Origin of the sequence: Rathayibacter sp. VKM Ac-2926 (assembly GCF_022815565.1) — a bacterium.
Classification (GTDB): domain Bacteria; phylum Actinomycetota; class Actinomycetes; order Actinomycetales; family Microbacteriaceae; genus Rathayibacter; species Rathayibacter festucae.
Map to the genome: position 1 here is coordinate 104,131 of NZ_JALGRS010000008.1, position 17,573 is coordinate 121,703.

Genomic DNA, 17,573 nt, shown 5'->3' on the forward strand with positions numbered 1-17,573 from the left:
GTCACCGATCGCTCGGCCGAGCTCCACTCCAGACTTCCCGCTCTGCGGCGTGCGTGGAAGCGCCGCCAGGCGACCGTGCGGACCGGTTCCCCTAGGCTGATCCGCAGTTGAGGACGACAGCAGGAAGAGGGGTCGCCGTGCGGATCACCCACGTGAGGGCGAGCAATTGGCGGAACTTCAAGAATCTCGACTTCCCGGTCGAGAACAGGCTCTTCGTCGTCGGCCCCAATGCGTCCGGCAAGTCCAACCTCCTCGACCTCTTCCGTTTCCTCGGAGACATCGCCGCGGCCGGCGGCGGACTCGCTTCGGCGATCGAGCGCCGAGGCGGCATCAGCAAGGTCAGAAGCCTCTTCGCGCGCAACAACCAGGGCGGCAGGCTGGTCGTCGATCTGCAGCTCTCCGATGGCGAGGACCAGTGGCGCTACCGGCTGTCCATCCGCGGTGAGAAGGGCGGCTTCAACCGGCCCATCGTCGACGAGGAACTGGTCGAGAAGAACGGGGACGTCGTCCTCCAGCGTCCGGATCCCGAGGACAGGTCCGACACCGTCCGGCTCACGCAGACCCATCTGGAGCAGATCGCGGCCAACCAGAGCTTCCGGGTGCTGGCCGATTACTTCGCGAAGGTCCAGTACTTCCATCTGGTCCCGCAGATCATCCGCGATCCCTCCCGCAACGGGCTGGCCCCCGGGGACCCGTACGGCGGCGACTTCATCGCGCAGATGAACGCGGTCACGACCGGCACGCGGAACGCCTGGCTCCGGCGCATGGAGACGGCGTTGCGCGCGGCCGTTCCGGAGTTCCAGTCGCTGAAGCTGGAAGTCGACTCCGCGGGCCGCCCGCATCTGATCGCCGGTTACCAGAACTGGCGGGAGACTCCCGCTCGGCAGAGCGAGGCCGACTTCTCAGACGGCACTCTGCGCCTCATCGGCCTGCTGTGGACCCTGATAAGCGCGCCGTCCAACGGCGGAGTCCTGCTCCTGGAAGAACCGGAACTTTCTCTGAATTCGGCGATCGTGCGGACTCTTCCGACGGTTCTGGCCGCGACGCAGAGGGATCGCGCGCTGCAGGTCGTCCTGTCGACCCATGCTCCGGAGTTGCTCGACGACGAAGGAGTCGGAGCCTCGGAGGTCCTCGTCCTCCGAGTGACCCGGGATGGAACCGTCGCGCAGCTGCTCTCCACGATCGAGGAGGTCAGGGGAGAGGTGGAGGCGGATCTCCCCACGTCCGACACCGTGAACAGCCTCATCGCTCCGCAGGACCTCACGGGCCTGGTGGCTGCGGGCCAGGGCAAGAGGCGCTGATGGTCAACGTGGCGGTCGAGGGCGAGTCCGACCGGGGAGTCGCGAGCGCCGTCGTCCGTGCTGCGGGCCGGTCGGTAGGGCTGATCCGAGTCGCGGGAGGGAAATCCCGCCTCGATCCGCTCATTCCGAAGTACAACCTCGCCGCCGTCCAACATCCCTGGGTGGTGTTCCGCGACTCCGACGCGGCCTGTCCGGTGTCACTTCGACAGGAGCTGACCGCGACGATCGCCGCTCCGAACGAGGCGTTCTGTCTGCGCATCGCTCACTCGATGTCAGAGGCGTGGCTGCTCTCGGACACGGACGCGTTCGCCCACTACTTCGCGGTTCCACGCGGTCGCGTCCCTGCCGATCCGGAAGCGTTCCCTCACGCCAAGCGGACCCTTCTCTCCCTGTGCTCCGAATCCAGGTCGCGGGCGATCCGCTCGGAAGTGGTCTCCGTCGCCGGTGGAGCAGGACCTCTCTTCGTCGCACACATGAACGCCTTCGCCGGCGAGCGCTGGAACGCCCGCGACGCCGCTGAGCGCAGTCAGAGCCTCCGGCGAGCGATCGCGGCGATCCGCGCTCTCCCGGGACCTGCGTGAAGCGGTGACCGCGATGCTGCGCGGCCGGGGGCAACTGCGGGTCCCGCAGGCGCCGGGTGTAGGTTCGTCCGTCGTGGAGACGGTGCCGATGCAGACCCAGGATCACGAGCGGACCCAGGACGGGCCACCGGCCGGGGACCGCGTGCTCGCCGATCTGCGCGCGCTGCTCGGCGACCGCGTCCTCACCGACCACGACGTCCTCGAGGCCTACCGCCACGACGACGCCGAGTGGGCGCCCTCCGGGCTGCCGCTGGCGGTCGTCCTCGCCGAGAGCGCGGAGGACGTGGCGCACGCCGTCCGCGTCGCCGCCCGCGCGGGTCTGAGCGTCGTCCCGCGCGGAGCCGGCACCGGCCTCTCCGGCGGCGCCAACGCGCTCGCCGGCTGCCTCGTCGTCTCACTCGAGCGGATGGACGCCGTCCTCGAGATCGACGCCGACGAGCGCTTCGTCGTCGCCCAGCCCGGCGTGATCAACGACGCGCTGCGGGCGGCGGTCGCAGAGGCCGGACTCTGGTACCCGCCGGACCCGGCCAGCTCCGCCATCTCGACCATCGGCGGCAACGCCGCCACCAACGCCGGCGGCATCTGCTGCGTGAAGTACGGCGTCACCCGCGACTACGTCCTCGGGATGAAGGTCGTCCTCGCCGACGGTTCGCTCGTCAGCCTCGGCCGCCGCACCGCGAAGGGCGTCGTCGGCTACGACCTCACCGGCCTGATGGTCGGCTCGGAGGGCACACTCGGCATCATCGTCGAGCTGACGCTCCGCCTGCTCCCGCTCGCGGGCCGTGAGCAGCGCGCGATCGTCGGCTCCTTCGGCTCGCTCGAGGACGCCGGAGTCGCGGTCGCCGCGATCTCGGCCGCCGGAATCATCCCCTCCGCCCTCGAGATCATCGACAGCACCTGCCTGCGCGCCGTCGACGACTGGCAGCACCTCGGGCTGCCGCACGGCGTCGACACGCTGCTGCTGGCTAAGGTCGACGAGCCGGGGGAGGCGGGCCGCACCGCCGCCGACCGCGTCGAGGCGCTGATGGCCGGCGCCCGCGCGCTCTCGGTCGAGCAGGCCACCGACCAGGCCGAGGTCGACCGGCTCTTCCTCGCCCGCCGCCTCGCCTATCCGGCGCTGGAGCGCCTCGGGCCGGTGCTCACCGAGGACGTCTGCGTGCCGCGCCGCGCGGTCCCGGAGATGCTCGCCCGCATCCGCTCGGCCGCCGCCGACCACGACGTGGTCATCGCGACCATCGCGCACGCCGGCGACGGCAACCTGCACCCGCTGATCATCGCGCCCGAGGGCGACGACGCCGCGAAGGCCCGCGCGAAGAGCGCCTTCGACCGCATCGTCGAGGACTGCCTCGACCTCGGCGGCACCGTCACCGGCGAGCACGGCGTGGGGCTGCTGAAGCTGCCGGGAGCGGCCGACGAGCTCGGCCCGCGCGTGCTCGGCATGCACCGCTCGATCAAGGACGCGCTCGATCCGCTCGGCGTGCTCAACCCTGGCAAGGCGTTTCCGGGCTGAAGCGCCGCTCTCGGTTCTCCCGGGATCAGCGCGCCAGGAACTCCAGCAGCGCCTCGGTGAAGACCTTCGGCTGCTCGATGTTCGCCGCGTGGCCGTCCTTCTCGATCACGAGGGAGTCGCCGCGCGGGGCGAGCGAGGCCGCGGCCGCCGCGTGCTCGGCCGGCCAGAACTCGCTCTCGCGCCCGGCGACGAAGAGCACCGGCACGCTCGTCCGCGCGATCACCGGCCGCCAGTCCGCCTTCGCGTGGTCGTTCAGCAGCCGCCGCTCGGTCTCCGTCAGCTCCCGGCGCTCGCCGCCGCCGAGCGCCTTCAGCAGCCGCGCGATCCGCACCGGCCCCTTCGAGGCGATGCTCCAGCGCCCGGGATCCGGGATCGTCGTCGCGAAGAGGGTGTCGCGGTTCGCCTCGGTGTAGTCGTAGAAGCCGTAGGGCCAGTCGTCGCCGTTGAGCATGCGCGGCGTCTGGTCGACGATCACGATGCGGTCGACGCGGCTCTCGTCGGTGCTCTCGTCGGCGCTTCCGTCGGTGCTCTCGTCGGCACTTCCCGCCGTACCTGCTGCGGAGCCGGCCAGGAACGCCCAGATCGAGTTCCCGCCCATCGACCCGCCGACCAGCGCCGCGCCGCGCAGATCCAGGTGGCGCAGCAGCTGCGCGAGATCCGCGCCGTGCCGGAGCATCGTCGCGCCGGCCTCCGTCCGCTCGGACAGCCCGTGCCCGCGCCGGTCGAACGAGATCACCCGGTAGCCGGCCTCCGCGAGCGGCCCCTGCTGCGGCTTCCAGCTCGTCGCCGGCGCCTTGAATCCGGCGATCAGCACCACCGGCCGACCGGCCGGGTCGCCCTGCTCGGTCCAGCTCAGCCGGACCCCGTCGTCCGTGGTGAAGTCCGGCATCGTGGCCCCTCGTCGCTCTCGTTGCGGCCTGCTCAGGCCGTTCCCCGCCACGCTAGTGCGGCGCGAGTGGCGCGTCGCCCGCCCGCGGGGGAGGCACTCGCGATCAGGCCTCCTCGAGCACGCTCCGCACCGCGTCGTTGGCCTCCCGCCACTCCTCCGGGTCGGCCTCCTCCCAGAGCTCGGTGAGCTCGCTGCCGGGGGAGTCGGCGGCGGCCAGCGCGACGAGGGCGAGCGCGACGAGCTCGTCGTCGGGACGCCCGGCCCGCTGCACGAAGTGCGCGATCGTCTCGGCGTGCGGACCGCCCTCCCGGCCGAGCCCGCGCGCGACCACCTCGGCGGCGGCGATCGCGAGAGTCGCCGCATCCGCGTCCACCTGCGTCGGCGCGACGGCGGCGTCCAGCGCCTCGCGGACGTACTGCCAGTCGCCGGCCTCGTCGAGCTCGTAGACCCAGTCGCTCGCCGTGTCGTTGCCGAACGGCTCTCCACTCCATGCACCCATGGCCCGACGCTACGCCGACCCGCGCGCAGCCGCACTGCCGAGGCACCGATCGATCCGGCGGAGAAGCACTCGCCCGAGTGCACAGGAGAGCCGTCCGCGACGGATCGAAGCGGGCGGGACAGCCCTTCGCGACGGATCGATCCGGGCGGAGGAGGGTCGTGCCTCAGGCCAGCCGCTCACTGAGCGCGACGATGACGCCCTCCGGTCCGCGGACGTACGCCATCCGCCAGGCCCCCTCGTACTCGCCGACACCGCCGACCAGCCCGTACCCGTCGCCTGCGAGCCGCTCGAGGACGGCGGCGAGGTCGTCGACGACGAAGGCGAGACTCCGGAGACCCGGCTCGTCCGCCTCGACGGGGGCGGGGACGGGCCGCGGTGCGGGCCGGACGAACCGCGAGAGCTCGACGGCGGTCCCGCCGCCGGGCGGCCGCAGCATCACGATGTCGGTCCGGGCGTCCTGCATGCCGACCACCGTGTCGAGGAACTCGCCCTCCACGGGCGCCCGGCCCTCGAGCACGAGGCCCAGCCCGACGAAGAACGCGGTCGCCGTCTCGAGATCGTGCACCGTCACGCCGACGTGGTCGAATGCGGTGATCCCCGCCATGAGCGCCTCCTCGTGTCGAGGCCAGTCAGGCAGGACGTGGGCCCGCTGTCAACGCGCGGCTGATCCCAGCTCCGGCACTGCGAGCGGGCTGGTCGGCCCGCCGCATCGAGTTCCCGAGGCGTTCATCACTGGAGTCCCCTCGAGCGTGACCCGGCTCGCCCGCACTGGGTAGGCTGTACTGCTCCGTCGTCGAGGGGGAGCGGTCGCGGAGGAACGATGGGCAAGAAGCGCAATCAGGGACGATCCGGGAACGGGCGCTCCGGCGGCTCCGGCGGCCAGGGCGGCGGCCGCACGGCCGAGACCGCGCTGATGGTGCGGTTCCGCAGCTGGTACCGGTCGCACCTCGCCGACGTCGCCGTCCTGCACGAGCACCTCGACGTCGACGAGGCCGTGGAGGTCCTCACCGACCTCTTCGCCATGACCCGCGACCTCCGCCCGCGCGGCTCGTTCGCCCAGCCGGACGCCGAGCTCCTCGAGGCCGTCTTCGACCAGATCGAGGCCGACCTCTCCGGCGAGGAGAGCGAGGCCGACCTGGACGACACCCTCTTCACCGTCGCCGAGGTCGTCGAGCACTTCCTCGACTTCCTCACCGACGAGGACCTCTGGACCGGCACCGACGAGGAGCTCGACGAGTGCCAGGCCGTGCTCGACGAGGTCCTCGACCTCGCCGGCTCCTTCGTCGAGGCCGTCCTCGACGACCTGCTCGAGGTCGAGGAGATCCCGGACGCCGAGATGCTCTCCGCCGCCCGCGCCACCGCCCTCGTGCACGCCGCCGACGTCGTCGTCGAGCACCTCGCCGCCACCGACGGAGCGACGATCTCCGAGCGCGCCGCCCGCGAGATCGTGGTCGAGGCCGGTGTCGCCTCCGCCGGCTCGTCGCCGAGCGACGACGCCGTCCGCATCCCGGTCTCCGCCTGGTGGGACGCGCTGGTCGCCTCCGACGTGCTCGACGCCGACGGCTCCACCGCGGGCCTCGGTGACGCCGCGCCGGCCTGGCGCAGCTCCGAGGCGCGCGAGGCCACGGTCGAGCGCATCGCCTACATCGCCCGCTTCATCGAGCTCTGGCTCGTCAGCGCGCAGGAGGCGCTCGCCGCCGCCGACACCGAGAACGGCGCGTTCTCGCCGCGCGAGCGCGCGATTACCACCACCGACGCCGTCCTGGCCCGGATCGCGGTCGCCTGCCAGGCGCAGATCCACGAGGGCCTCGTCGTCGGCGAGCTGGTCGACGAGCTCGCCGCCGAGCTCGACGTCTCGCTCGAGGACGCCCTGGACGAGCGCGAGCGGATGGTCGGCGCGGCCGAGCGGATGCTCGACGACGCCGCCGAGCTCGGCCTGCTGCTGCACTCGCCCGAGTTCGGCTACGTGCTCCCCGAGGGCCTGCAGCCGGTCCTCGCCTCGGTCGTCCGCGCGAGCATCGTGCTGCTCGGCGCCCGCGACGCCACCCGCCTCGAGATCCTCGACGAGGCGACGGAGGACACCGACTCCGCCTACGCCCTGCACGTCTCGCTGCTCGGTACGAAGCCGGTCGTCTGGCGTCGGCTCGAGCTGTCCTCGGAGTCGTCGCTGCGCGATCTGCACCTCGCCCTGCAGCTCTCGCTCGGCTGGACCGACGCGCAGCCGCACTACTTCAGCGTCGGCGTGCCCGACGAGGAGCAGGCGCCGATCGGCTCGCCGGCCGACGCGGAGGAGCTCGGCTCCGGCCTCGTCGACGAGGGTGGTGTCGCGCTCGCCGAGGTGCTCGAGAGCGTCGGCGACGAGCTGTTCTACGTCTACGACCTCGAGGACGAGTGGCGCCACGTCATCCGCCTCGAGTCGGTGTCGCCGCTGGGCGCCGCCCTGCCGCGCTGCACGGGCGCGCGCGGAGCCGCTCCGCTCGACGCCCCCGGCGGCCCGGCCGCCTGGGCCGACACGGTCCGCGCCGCCACCGATCCGTCGTCCGCCGACCACGCGGAGGCGCTCGACGCCCTCGGGCTCGCCCCGGAGGCGGCGTTCGACCCCGCGAGCGTCGACGTCGACGGCATCAACCGCTCGCTCGGCCTGCTCCGCGCGGCGGTCTGACCGGTCCGCGCCGCAGAACGTCAGCCGAGAGGCCCCGTCATCGCCGATCGCGGCTGACGGGGCCTCTCGGCTGATGCTGTGTCGTCAGCGCCCGCTCACGGGGTGAGCAGCAGCTTGCCGATGTGCCCGGAGGCGGTCATCCGCTCGTGCGCCCGCTCGGCCTCGGCCAGCGGGATCACCTCGTCGACCACCGGCCGCACCGTCCCGTCCGCGACGAGCGGCCAGACGCTCTCGCGCACCGCGGCGACGATCGCGCGCCGCTCCTCCAGCGGCCGGGCGCGGAGGGTCGTGGCGTGCACCGCCGCGCGCTTGCGCATCAGCGTCCCGATGTCGAGCGAGCCCTGCGCGCCGGACTGGTTGCCGATGAAGACGACGCGGCCGCCGAGCGCGAGCGCCTCGACGTCGCGGGCGAGGTAGTCGCCGCCGACCGGATCCAGGATCACGTCGACCCCGCCGTCCGTCTCGGCAGCGATCCGCTCCACGAAGTCCTGCTCGCGGTAGTCGATCAGGATGTCCGCGCCCAGCGCCCGGCAGGCGTCGAGCTTCCGCGGGCTGCCGGCCGTCACGGCCACCCGGGCGCCGATCGCGGAGGCGATCTGGATCGCGGTGGTGCCGATTCCGCTGCCGCCGCCGTGGATCAGCACGGTCTCGCCGGCGCGGAGCCCGGCGACCAGCACGAGGTTCGACCAGACGGTCGCGGTCGTCTCGGGCAGCGCGGCGGCCGAGATCAGGTCGACGCCCTCCGGCACCGGCAGCAGCAGCCCCGCGTCGACGACGACGTGCTCGGCGTAGCCGCCGCCGGAGAGCAGCGCGCAGACCTCGTCACCCTGGGCGACCGTCGTGACGCCCTCGCCGAGGCCGACGACGGTCCCGGACACCTCCATGCCGAGGATCTCCGAGGCGCCGGCCGGCGGCGGGTACACGCCGGCACGCTGCCCGAGGTCGGCGCGGTTGACGCCCGCCGCGGTCACGCGGAGCAGCACCTCGCCGGGTCCGGGGGAGGGGGTGGCGGTCTCCTCGAGCACGAGGCGGGAGTCGGGGCCGGGGTTCTCGACGCGGATCGCAAGCATCCCGCGATGCTACGCCGCGCGCCTCCACGGGCGGTCCCGTCCGATCTGCAGGTGATCCGGCGCTCCGCCGGCGCCTCCGCGCGGACGCGAGCGCGCTCCCGCCGGGATCGCCTGCGGATCGCACGCCGGCGTCAGGCGTGCTCCGCGAGGAACGCCAGCACCGCGTCCTTGAACGCCCGCGCCGGCACCGTGCTCGTGTGGTCGCGTCCCGGGACGCTGACGAAGTGCGCGCCCGCCTCCTCTGCCAGCCGCGCCCCACCGGGCGCGATCGGGTCGGCCCCGCCCGTCACCATCAGCGTCGGCAGCTCGGGGTGCGCGCCGAGCTCCGGATGCGCCCCGCCGCGCACCCCGTCGGCCACCGCCACCAGGGCGGCCAGGTCGTTCCCGGCGACGCCCTCCGCCATGCCGATGAACGCGCGGGTGAAGCGGTCGTCGATCTCGCCGCCGTCGGCAACGCGCGCGCGGGCCGCCGCCGCATCGAAGTGCCGCAGCGGCTCGCCCACCGTGAGCCCGCCGAGGCTGAGCGTCGCCAGCAGCTCCGGATGCTCCAGCCCGAGCACCCAGCCCATCCGCGCGCCGAGCGAGTAGCCGAGGTAGTGCGGAGCGATCAGGTCGTAGGTCTCGATGACCCGCACGATGTCGGCGACCATCAGGTCGACCCCGTACGCGTCGGCGCGATGCGGCTTCTCGCTGGCGCCGTGCCCGCGCTGGTCGAGCGCGACGACCCGGTACCCGGCGCGGCTCAGCGTCCGCAGCCAGCCCGCTGTCTCCCAGTTCAGCACCGCGTTCGACGCGAACCCGTGCACTGCCAGCACGGTCGGCGCCCCCTCGTCGCCGAGCGCGTACGTCGCGATCCGCGTCCCGTCGTCGGCGACCACGGACACGGGCGGGGGGAAGGCGATCGGCGTCACCCCACCACCCTGCCATCCCGCGGACGCCTGCTCCTCCGCGCTCCGCGGTGTCCGGACCGGCGAGCCCGGTGTCGGACCCTCGGCCGGCGACGAGCGTGCGTCCTGCGCCATCCTCCCGCGAGCGCTGCCGGCGGGCCTCGCCTCAATGGCCATGTGCGTATGGTGTGCGGATGACGGAGCCAGAGCACTCGAGTACCCGGCAGGGCCGGAGGTCGCTGTACGGGGAGCACACCCCATGGGGCTTCCTCGCGATCCTGTTCGCCGGAATGACCATCGGCGGCGCCGTCGCCAGGGCCGCCGGCGTGACAGATTCCCTGAACATCGCGTCGATCTGCGTCTCCGTCGTGACCACCCTCCTCGTCAGCCGGCTGGTGCTCTTCCTCCGGCACCGCAGGCGCTGAGCAGGACGACCGACGGAGGCTGCGGTCGACGTCGCGGAACGGGACCTCGGCTCGCGCTCAGCGCGCCGGTCGGGAGGAGCGGACGAACGGCACCGCGATGACGAGGCGGACGCTCCGGCCGCATCCCGAGCGGATACCGAGCACGACGCAGAGCACGGAGGGGGCTCAGCTGCTGGCCCCGGCGACGACGCCGTTGCGATCGCTCCACCGGTTCGGGCGAGCGGACTCCGAGAGAGGCGTGATCGCGCGCCAACCTCGCGAAATCGGTCCTGAGGCCGGAGCCATTGTCACCATTTCAGTATGGTTCTCAGATGGGTGAGGCAGAGCAGCTGAAAGACGAGCCGAAGCGAGCCCCGATATGGGGAACACGCACACCGTGGGGATTCTGCGTGATCGCCTTCGTCGGATCGTGGTGCGGCGGCGCCATCTCCCGAGCAGTCGGAGCGATCGACCCGTGGACAGTGGTGATCAATTCCGTCTCCATCGCGATCACCTATTTCTTCTGCCGTGCAGTGCTCACCTTCTGGCGCAGTCAGCGCCGATGACGAAATCCAGGAAGGTACTCGATGAAGAGCATTCGAATGACACTGACCGTGGCGGCTGTCTGCGTGGCGACCCTCGGCGGAGCCCCCTTCGCCGCGGCAACCGCCGCGGTGGAAGCACCGGCGCAGGTGCAGTCCAGGGGACATGTCGAGTTGACGGTGAAGCGCACGACCGCCTCGACCATCGCCTTCGACGTCGGCGGCGGAGCCAGACCGGTGAAGTCGAAGGACGGCCGGGTCCGCATCACCGATGGAAGCGTCACCTCGGAGGCCCTGCCCACCAGGATCGGCGCCGGCAACGGGCGGACCGTGAGCGGCAGCTGGACCGTTGACGACTCGGACACGATGACCTTCCACTTCAAGCCGTCAGAGGTCCAGCGAGCGCTTGCTGGAGGCGCGGTGGCTGGGACTTTCTCGAGCGACTGGACCTCGAAGGAGTGGGGTCACTGCGTGGCGAAATCGGGCGTCAACGCCGCCGTGCTCGGGGGCTTGGGCGGTGCGATCACCGGGGCGGGAGCGGTCGTCACGGCGACAGGAGGGTTGATCTTCGGAATCCTGGGCGGCGCGCTCACTTGCTGAAGCCCCTGCGGAGGGCGATGTTCGACGCGGTCAGCGCACCGGACGGGAGGAGCGGACGAACGGCACCGCGATGACGAGGCGGACACTGCGGCCCCGTCCCGAGCGGACGCCGAGCACGACGCAGAGCACGAGGTTCAGCACGAAGAGACCGAGGATCGCCGCGATGGTGAGGGTGGGCCAGCCGCCGCCCCAGGTGTCGCGGACCGAGACGAGCGCGAGGTGCAGCGGCACGAGCATCAGCTGGAGCGCGAGGTAGGTCAGCTGCCAGTTCACGGCGACGACGCCGTTGCGGTCGCTCAGAGTGCCGCCGCGACGCCGGGCGCCCCAGGCCAGCACCGTCGCCGTCACTGAGATCAGCGGGGAGAGGATCACGAAGCCCGCGAGCGCCGACAGTCCGGCGAGCCAGACCGCGCGGGCCCCGCGGCCGTCGCGGCGACGGCGCAGCGTCTCGTCGTCGTCCATCCGCGGCCGCTCCCTCGCGATCGTCCCGGCGCACCGCCGGTCGTCCCAGTCTCGCACCGGCCCCCGGGAGTGAGCGGGGGGTTCCCGCTCCCGCCCGGGGGTTAGCCGGATGGGGGAGGATCCGCGTCCTCCGTAGCGTGGAGGCATCGCCGGGCGCTCCCGGCACCGCACCCCGCAGAAGGAGCACCGACCATGTCGAACGCCGAGACCACCCCGTCCGCCAGCACCACCGGCACCACCCCCGCCGACGAGCAGCCCACCGAGGTCTACGGCTCGACCGCCGTCCTCACCGACCCGGCCCCGGAGTCGCGGCAGCAGCAGTCCGAGCAGCAGGACCCGCCGTTCGAGCGGCCCGCCGCGCAGCACCCGGCTCCGTACGGCGTCCCGCCCGTCGCCGTCGCCCCGGCGCCGTCCACTCCGTTCTCGCTGACCAGCCTCATCCTCGGCGTCACCTCCGTCTTCTTCGGCCTCACCGTCATCGCCCCCGTCGCCGGCCTCGTCTTCGGCATCCTGGGCCTCCGCCGCGAGCCGACCGGCCGCACGCTCGCGATCTGGGGCATCGTCCTCAACGCGGTGATGATCAGCCTCGTCGTGCTCTTCGTCGTCGCCCTGCTCTTCCTCGGCCTGCTGGTGCCGTTCGTCGCGATCGCCACCGGCACCGACGTCAACTGACCGGGCAGGCGCTCCCGACTCAGGTCAGGAACGCCCGCAGCAGCGCCGCGGAGGCGTGCACGTGCTCGGTCATCAACCGGGCCGCCTCCGCCGCCCGACCGGTGAGGATCGCCGTCACGAGTGCCCGGTGCTGCTCGTCCGCGTGGGCGATGTTCCGCGGCAGCAGCGGGATGTCGTCCAGCAGGGCGTTCACCCGCGTCCGGCTCTCGGCCACGAGCGGCAGCAGCGACGGGACGCCGGCCAGCTCGGCGATGGTCAGGTGCAGCCGCGAGTCGAGCCGCCGGTAGTCCTCGGGGCTCGCGTCCTCGACGTCGGCGAGAGTCCGGAACAGCTGCTCCCGATCGGCGGCCGTCAGGTCCGCTCCGGCCGCGAGCCGCGCGGCCCCCACCTCGAGGATCTCGCGCAGCGCCACCACGTCATCGATCTCGGCCCGGTCGAAGCCGCGCCGGCCGACCGGCACCGCCGGCAGCTCCTCCGCCACGAAGGTCCCGCCGTACCGGCCGCGCCGCACCACCAGGTAGCCCGCGTCCGCGAGCGAGGCGATCGCCTCGCGCAGGGTGTCGCGCCCCACGCCGAGCTGCGCGGCGAGCTCGCGCTCGGAGGGCAGCCGCTCCCCGGGCCCCACGAGCCCGAGGTTCACCGTCTGCATCAGCCGCTGCACCGTCTCCTCGAAGGCGTTGCTCCGGAGCAGCCGCCGCAGGATCGCCTCCCTGGCGCTCGCCGCGGGAGCCGCCGGGCGGCCCTCCGCGTCGTCGTCCGTCCCGCCCGTCCCGGTGCCCGCGCTCACGTCGCGCTCACTCCGGGGTCACGTAGGCGGAGGAGATGCCGCCGTCGACGAGGAACGTCGCCCCGGTGATGAAGGACGCGTCGTCGCTGGCGAGGAACGCCACCGCGGCGGCGAGCTCCTCCGGCTCCGCGAAGCGCCCGACCGGGATGTGCACGAGCCGGCGCTGAGCCCGCACCGGATCGGCCGCGAACAGCTCCTGCAGCAGCGGGGTGTTCACCGGACCCGGGCAGAGCGCGTTGACCCGGATGCCCTGGCGCGCGAACTGCACGCCCAGCTCACGGCTCATCGCGAGCACGCCGCCCTTCGACGCGGTGTAGCTGATCTGCGACGTCGCCGAGCCGAGCACCGCGACGAACGAGGCGGTGTTGATGATGGATCCGCGGCCCTGCTTCGTCATGTGCCGGAGTGCCGCGCGGCAGCAGAGGTAGACCGACTTCAGGTTGACGTCCTGCACGCGCTCCCACGCCGGCAGCTCGGTCGTCTCGATGGAGTCGTCGTCGGGCGGCGAGATGCCCGCGTTGTTGAAGGCGATGTCGACCGAGCCGTAGGCGTCGACCGCGGCCTGGAAGAGCGCGTCGACCTCCGCCTCGCTGGTGACGTCGACCCGCACGAACATCCCGCCGAGCGCCGCCGCCACCTCGGTGCCGCGCGCGACGTCGACGTCGGCGACCACCACGCGCGCCCCCTCGCGGGCGAACCGTGTGGCGGTGGCGAGGCCGATCCCGCTGGCGCCGCCGGTGACGACGGCGACCTTGCCGGCGAGCCGCTGCGTGAGGTCGATCGGGGTGGTGTCGAGGGGAGGGAGAGCCATGGTGCGGCCTTTCACGGGAGGGTGCGGGGGGTGGAACGGGGCGCGTCAGTCGGCCGCGAAGAAGATGTTCTTGGTCTCGGTGAAGCCGAGTGCCGCGTCGGGTCCGAGCTCGCGGCCGAGCCCGGACTGCTTGAAGCCGCCGAACGGGGTCGAGTAGCGGACCGAGGAGTGCGAGTTGACCGACAGGTTGCCGCTCTCGACCGCCCGCGACATCCGCAGCGCGCGGCCGAGGTTGCGGGTCCAGATGGAGCCGGAGAGGCCGTAGTCGGTGTCGTTGGCGAGCCGGATCGCGTCGGCCTCGTCCTCGAAGGGGAGGACGGAGACGACCGGGCCGAAGACCTCCTCGCGCCAGACCGGGTCGCCGCTCGAGGGCAGCAGCACGGTCGGCGGGAACCAGAAGCCGGGGCCGGCGGGCGCCGAGCCGCGGAACGCGACGGGCGCTCCGTCCGGGACGAAGGCGGCGACGCGCTCGTGGTGCGCGGCGGAGACCAGCGGACCCATCTCGGTCGCCTCGTCGCGCGGGTCGCCGACGACGACGCCCTGCACGGCCGGCTCGAGCAGCTCGAGGAAGCGGTCGAGGACGCGCCGCTCGACGAGGATCCGGCTGCGGGCGCAGCAGTCCTGGCCGGCGTTCTCGAAGACGCCGTAGGGGGCGGTGCTCGCGGCGCGCTCCAGGTCGGAGTCGGCGAAGACGATGTTCGCGCTCTTGCCGCCCAGCTCGAGCGTGACCCGCTTCACCTGGTCGGCGCAGCCCGCCATCACCCGCTTGCCGACGCGCGTCGAGCCGGTGAAGACGACCTTGCGGACCAGCGGATGGGTGACGAAGCGCTCGCCGACGACGTCGCCGCGGCCGGGCACCACCTGGAAGAGGCCCTCCGGCAGTCCGGACGCGAGGGCCAGCTCGGCGAGGCGGAGGCTCGTCAGCGGCGTCCACTCGGCCGGCTTCAGCACGACGGCGTTGCCCGCGGCGAGCGCCGGCGCGAAGCCCCAGGAGGCGATCGTCATCGGGAAGTTCCACGGCGTGATGATGCCGACGACGCCGAGGGGCTCGTGCACCGTGACGTCCAGCCCGCCGGCGACCGGGATCTGCGCGCCGAGCAGGCGCTCCGGAGCGGCGGAGGAGTACTCGAGGACGTCGCGGACGTGCCCCGCCTCCCAGCGCGACTGCGTGATCGGGTGACCGGAGTTCCGGGTCTCGAGCTGCGCCAGCTCCTCGATCGCGCTGTCGACGGCGGCGGCGAACCGGCGGAGGGCGCGGGCCCGGTCGAGCGGGGCCAGCGCCGCCCAGCCGCGCTGCGCTGCGGCCGCGCGCTCGATCGCGGCGTCGACGGTCGCGAGGTCGGCGAGGGCGACCTCGTCGAAGGCGGCGCCCGTCGAGGGGTCGACGAGGGTCTGCACGGTCGTCTGCGGAGTGGGCGTCGGCGGGGTCGTCGTCTGCGGGGTCATCGGAGTGCGTCCTTCGGGGTGCTGAGGGAGGAGCCTTCTGCCGCGCCGGTGCCCGCGCGGTGCGCGAGCGCGGCGGCCACCAGGCCGGTGAAGAGGCGGGTGTCGGCGGTGTCCTCCTCCGGGTGCCACTGCACGCCGAGCGCGAAGCGGCGCCCCGGCAGCTCGAGCGCCTCGATGGTGCCGTCGGCGGTCCGCGCGGCGACCTCGAGGCCGTCGGCGACCCGGTCGACCGCCTGGTGGTGGTACACCTGCGCGACGACGGCGTCCTCGCCGAGCAGCCCGCGCAGGCGTGACTCCGGCTCGACCGCGACGTCCACGTGCGAGAACACGCCGCCGCCCGCCTGGTAGCGGCGGTCGCCGACCACGTCGGGCAGGTGCTGGTGCAGGGTGCCGCCGAGCGAGACGTTGAGCAGCTGCGCACCGCGGCAGATGCCGAGGAACGGCAGGTCGGCCTCGAGCGCGGCGGTCATCAGGAGGTCCTCCCAGGCGTCGCGCTCGGGGCGGGGCGCATCGGTCTCCGGGTGCGCCTCCTGACCGTAGCGGGCGGGGTCGATGTCCTTGCCGCCGCAGACGATCAGCCCGTCGAGGCGCTCGACGACGGCGCGGGCGGTCTCCGCCGAGGCGGGCTGCGGCGGCAGGAGCAGCGCGACGCCGCCGGCCCGCGTCACCGAGTCGATGTAGTTCGCGGGCAGGAAGGACGCCTCGACGTCCCAGACGCCCGAGACGGCGCGCTCGCGGTAGGTGGTGAGTCCGATGATCGGGCGCGGAGCGACGGGAGCGTGCTCGGAGTCCGTCCGCGGGTCAGAGCCGCTCAAAGCCGCGCACCCTCTCCCAGTCGGTGACGGCGGCGTCGTAGGCGGCGAGCTCCACCCGGGCGTTGTTCACGTAGTGGTCGACGACCTCGTCGCCGAAGGCGGCCCGCGCCAGAGCGGAGGACTCGAACAGGTCGGCGGCCTCGCGCAGCGTCGTCGGGACGCGCGGCGCTCCGGAGCCGTAGGCGTTCCCGGTGCAGACGTCCTCGAGCTCCAGCTCGTTCTCGATGCCGTGCAGCCCGGCGGCGACGAGCGCGGCGACGGCCAGGTACTGGTTGACGTCGCCGCCCGGAACCCGGTTCTCGACGCGCATCCCGGCGCCGTGGCCGACGACGCGCAGGGCGCAGGTGCGGTTGTCGAGACCCCAGGCGACCGCGGTCGGCGCGAACGACCCGTCGACGTAGCGCTTGTAGGAGTTGATGTTCGGCGCGAAGAAGAGGGTGAACTCGCGCATCGCGGCGAGCTGGCCGGCCAAGTAGTGCCGGAACAGCGGCGACATCCCGTGCTCGCTCTCCGCGTCGGCGAAGACGGGCGTGCCGTCGGTGCCGCGGAGGGAGAGGTGGATGTGGCACGAGTTGCCCTCGCGCTCGTTGAACTTGGCCATGAAGGTCAGGCTCTTGCCGTGCTTGTCGGCGATCTCCTTCGCCCCCGACTTGTAGATCGAGTGGTTGTCGCAGGTGACGAGCGCGGCGTCGTAGCGGAAGCCGATCTCCTGCTGGCCCAGGTTGCACTCGCCCTTGATGCCCTCGCAGTACAGGCCGGCGCCCTCCATCGACACCCGGATGTCCCGCATCAGCGGCTCCATCCGGGTCGAGGCGAGCAGCGCGTAGTCGATGTTGTAGTCGCTGGCGGGAGTGAGGCCGCGGTAGCCCTTCGCGAAGGCCTCGCGGTAGGAGTCGTCGAACACGATGAACTCGAGCTCGGTGGCCACGAACGCCTCGAGGCCGCGCTCGGCCAGGCGGTCCAGCTGCGCGCGGAGGATCTGCCGCGGCGCCTCGCCGACCGGAGCGTCGTCGAGCCAGGTGAGATCGGCCGTGACCAGCGCGGTCCCCGGCAGCCACGGCGCGAGACGCAGCGTCGAGAGGTCCGGGATCATCTTCATGTCGCCGTAGCCGCGCTCCCAGCTCGAGATCGCGTAGCCCGCGACGGTGTTCATCTCGACGTCCACGGCGAGCAGGTAGTTGCAGCACTCGGCGCCGTGCGCGGCGACGTCGTCCTGGAACAGCCGCGCCGAGATGCGCTTGCCGACGAGCCGGCCCTGCATGTCGGTGAAGGCGACGATCACCGTGTCGATCTCACCGGCCTCGATGAGGGTGTCGAGTCGCTCGAGGGTGAGCATGCCCCGCACCGGGGCGGGGTCGGCGGCACTGCGTCGATCGGCGGCACTGCTCTCGGCGCTGACAGGTGCCATGGGATGCCTCCGGGGTCACTCCGCCGGGTGGCCGGACGAGGCCGCATGGTCGGATCGGGGTCCATTGAAGCACAGCCGCTGTTCCCGAGGGAGTGATGCCGGCACCGACGGCGCGGGATGCGCGTCGATCCACCGGACCTTCGGATCGCGCCGTTCACACCGTCGTAACGCCATCGGTCTTCCCAGCGTCCATTGAGGTCCCTATGCTCGGACCACCCGAGCCGAGG

Annotated in this window: 19 protein-coding genes; 8 read left to right on the top strand and 11 right to left on the bottom strand. The window is 72.7% G+C overall.

Annotation, left to right across the window (positions count from 1 at the left end; translation table 11 throughout):
* Nucleotides 1-137 precede the first annotated feature (137 nt).
* From MT351_RS12740 to MT351_RS12750, 3 genes are all read left to right on the top strand, one after another.
* Entirely contained in the window at nt 138-1,301 is a 1,164-nt protein-coding gene (locus MT351_RS12740) for an AAA family ATPase (RefSeq protein ID WP_243582351.1), read from the top strand.
* Nucleotides 1,301-1,882 (top strand): hypothetical protein, encoded by a 582-nt coding sequence (locus tag MT351_RS12745; protein ID WP_243582352.1) that lies wholly within the window; start codon nt 1,301-1,303, stop codon nt 1,880-1,882. The genes MT351_RS12740 and MT351_RS12745 overlap by 1 nt, the downstream gene beginning before the upstream one ends.
* A gap of 88 nt (nt 1,883-1,970) precedes the next feature.
* A complete protein-coding gene (locus MT351_RS12750) occupies nt 1,971-3,392 on the top strand; it encodes an FAD-binding oxidoreductase (RefSeq protein ID WP_243582353.1) in 1,422 nt (473 codons plus the stop codon).
* 25 nt (nt 3,393-3,417) lie between these two features.
* On the opposite strand, the gene MT351_RS12755 is transcribed toward MT351_RS12750, so the two are convergent.
* From MT351_RS12755 to MT351_RS12765, 3 genes are all read right to left on the bottom strand, one after another.
* A complete protein-coding gene (locus MT351_RS12755; protein ID WP_123737232.1) occupies nt 3,418-4,281 on the bottom strand; it encodes an alpha/beta fold hydrolase in 864 nt (287 codons plus the stop codon).
* Between the two features lie 103 nt (nt 4,282-4,384).
* Nucleotides 4,385-4,780 carry a DUF4259 domain-containing protein gene (locus MT351_RS12760; protein ID WP_123737231.1) on the bottom strand — a complete coding sequence of 132 codons (396 nt, stop codon included), beginning with the start codon at nt 4,778-4,780 and terminating at the stop codon, nt 4,385-4,387.
* A gap of 163 nt (nt 4,781-4,943) precedes the next feature.
* Nucleotides 4,944-5,384 (bottom strand): VOC family protein, encoded by a 441-nt coding sequence (locus tag MT351_RS12765; protein ID WP_243582354.1) that lies wholly within the window; start codon nt 5,382-5,384, stop codon nt 4,944-4,946.
* Nucleotides 5,385-5,600: 216 nt separating this feature from the next.
* Here MT351_RS12765 and MT351_RS12770 point away from each other — a divergent pair, with 216 nt between their 5' ends.
* A complete protein-coding gene (locus MT351_RS12770; protein ID WP_243582355.1) occupies nt 5,601-7,442 on the top strand; it encodes a plasmid pRiA4b ORF-3 family protein in 1,842 nt (613 codons plus the stop codon).
* A 95-nt stretch (nt 7,443-7,537) separates the two neighbouring features.
* Here MT351_RS12770 and MT351_RS12775 read toward each other — a convergent pair whose 3' ends face one another.
* Both MT351_RS12775 and MT351_RS12780 read right to left on the bottom strand, forming a co-directional pair.
* Complete coding sequence (locus tag MT351_RS12775) at nt 7,538-8,512, bottom strand: NAD(P)H-quinone oxidoreductase (RefSeq protein ID WP_123737229.1); 975 nt, start codon at nt 8,510-8,512, stop codon at nt 7,538-7,540.
* A gap of 131 nt (nt 8,513-8,643) precedes the next feature.
* Nucleotides 8,644-9,423, bottom strand: coding sequence for an alpha/beta fold hydrolase (locus MT351_RS12780; RefSeq protein ID WP_123737228.1), 780 nt, complete (start codon nt 9,421-9,423; stop codon nt 8,644-8,646).
* A gap of 170 nt (nt 9,424-9,593) precedes the next feature.
* On the opposite strand from MT351_RS12780, the gene MT351_RS12785 reads away from it, so the two are divergent.
* The 3 genes from MT351_RS12785 (at nt 9,594) to MT351_RS12795 (ending at nt 10,945) form a co-directional block, all read left to right on the top strand.
* Nucleotides 9,594-9,824, top strand: coding sequence for a hypothetical protein (locus MT351_RS12785; RefSeq protein WP_123737227.1), 231 nt, complete (start codon nt 9,594-9,596; stop codon nt 9,822-9,824).
* Nucleotides 9,825-10,135: 311 nt separating this feature from the next.
* Nucleotides 10,136-10,369, top strand: a complete 234-nt coding sequence (locus tag MT351_RS12790) for a hypothetical protein (RefSeq protein WP_243582356.1) — start codon at nt 10,136-10,138, stop codon at nt 10,367-10,369.
* A gap of 21 nt (nt 10,370-10,390) precedes the next feature.
* The gene (locus tag MT351_RS12795) at nt 10,391-10,945 is read left to right on the top strand and encodes a hypothetical protein (RefSeq protein WP_123737226.1); all 555 of its coding nucleotides are present in this window, start codon (nt 10,391-10,393) and stop codon (nt 10,943-10,945) included.
* 30 nt (nt 10,946-10,975) lie between these two features.
* On the opposite strand, the gene MT351_RS12800 is transcribed toward MT351_RS12795, so the two are convergent.
* A complete protein-coding gene (locus MT351_RS12800; protein WP_185020248.1) occupies nt 10,976-11,407 on the bottom strand; it encodes a DUF4870 domain-containing protein in 432 nt (143 codons plus the stop codon).
* Between the two features lie 192 nt (nt 11,408-11,599).
* Between MT351_RS12800 and MT351_RS12805 the strand changes: the two genes are divergently transcribed.
* Nucleotides 11,600-12,079 carry a DUF4190 domain-containing protein gene (locus MT351_RS12805; protein ID WP_243582357.1) on the top strand — a complete coding sequence of 160 codons (480 nt, stop codon included), beginning with the start codon at nt 11,600-11,602 and terminating at the stop codon, nt 12,077-12,079.
* Between the two features lie 19 nt (nt 12,080-12,098).
* On the opposite strand, the gene MT351_RS12810 is transcribed toward MT351_RS12805, so the two are convergent.
* From MT351_RS12810 to MT351_RS12830, 5 genes are read right to left on the bottom strand one after another with little or no spacing between them, the layout of a single operon-like run.
* Entirely contained in the window at nt 12,099-12,866 is a 768-nt protein-coding gene (locus tag MT351_RS12810; protein WP_243582358.1) for a FadR/GntR family transcriptional regulator, read from the bottom strand.
* 7 nt (nt 12,867-12,873) lie between these two features.
* Complete coding sequence (locus MT351_RS12815; protein ID WP_243582359.1) at nt 12,874-13,677, bottom strand: 3-oxoacyl-ACP reductase; 804 nt, start codon at nt 13,675-13,677, stop codon at nt 12,874-12,876.
* A 45-nt stretch (nt 13,678-13,722) separates the two neighbouring features.
* Nucleotides 13,723-15,123: an aldehyde dehydrogenase gene (locus tag MT351_RS12820; protein ID WP_243582360.1), complete on the bottom strand. Its 1,401-nt coding sequence runs from the start codon at nt 15,121-15,123 to the stop codon at nt 13,723-13,725.
* Nucleotides 15,120-15,938 (bottom strand): gamma-glutamyl-gamma-aminobutyrate hydrolase family protein, encoded by an 819-nt coding sequence (locus tag MT351_RS12825; protein WP_243582361.1) that lies wholly within the window; start codon nt 15,936-15,938, stop codon nt 15,120-15,122. Before MT351_RS12825 ends, MT351_RS12820 begins: the two co-directional genes overlap by 4 nt.
* Nucleotides 15,925-17,274, bottom strand: a complete 1,350-nt coding sequence (locus MT351_RS12830) for a glutamine synthetase family protein (protein ID WP_132438307.1) — start codon at nt 17,272-17,274, stop codon at nt 15,925-15,927. The genes MT351_RS12825 and MT351_RS12830 overlap by 14 nt, the downstream gene beginning before the upstream one ends.
* Nucleotides 17,275-17,573: the final 299 nt, after the last annotated feature.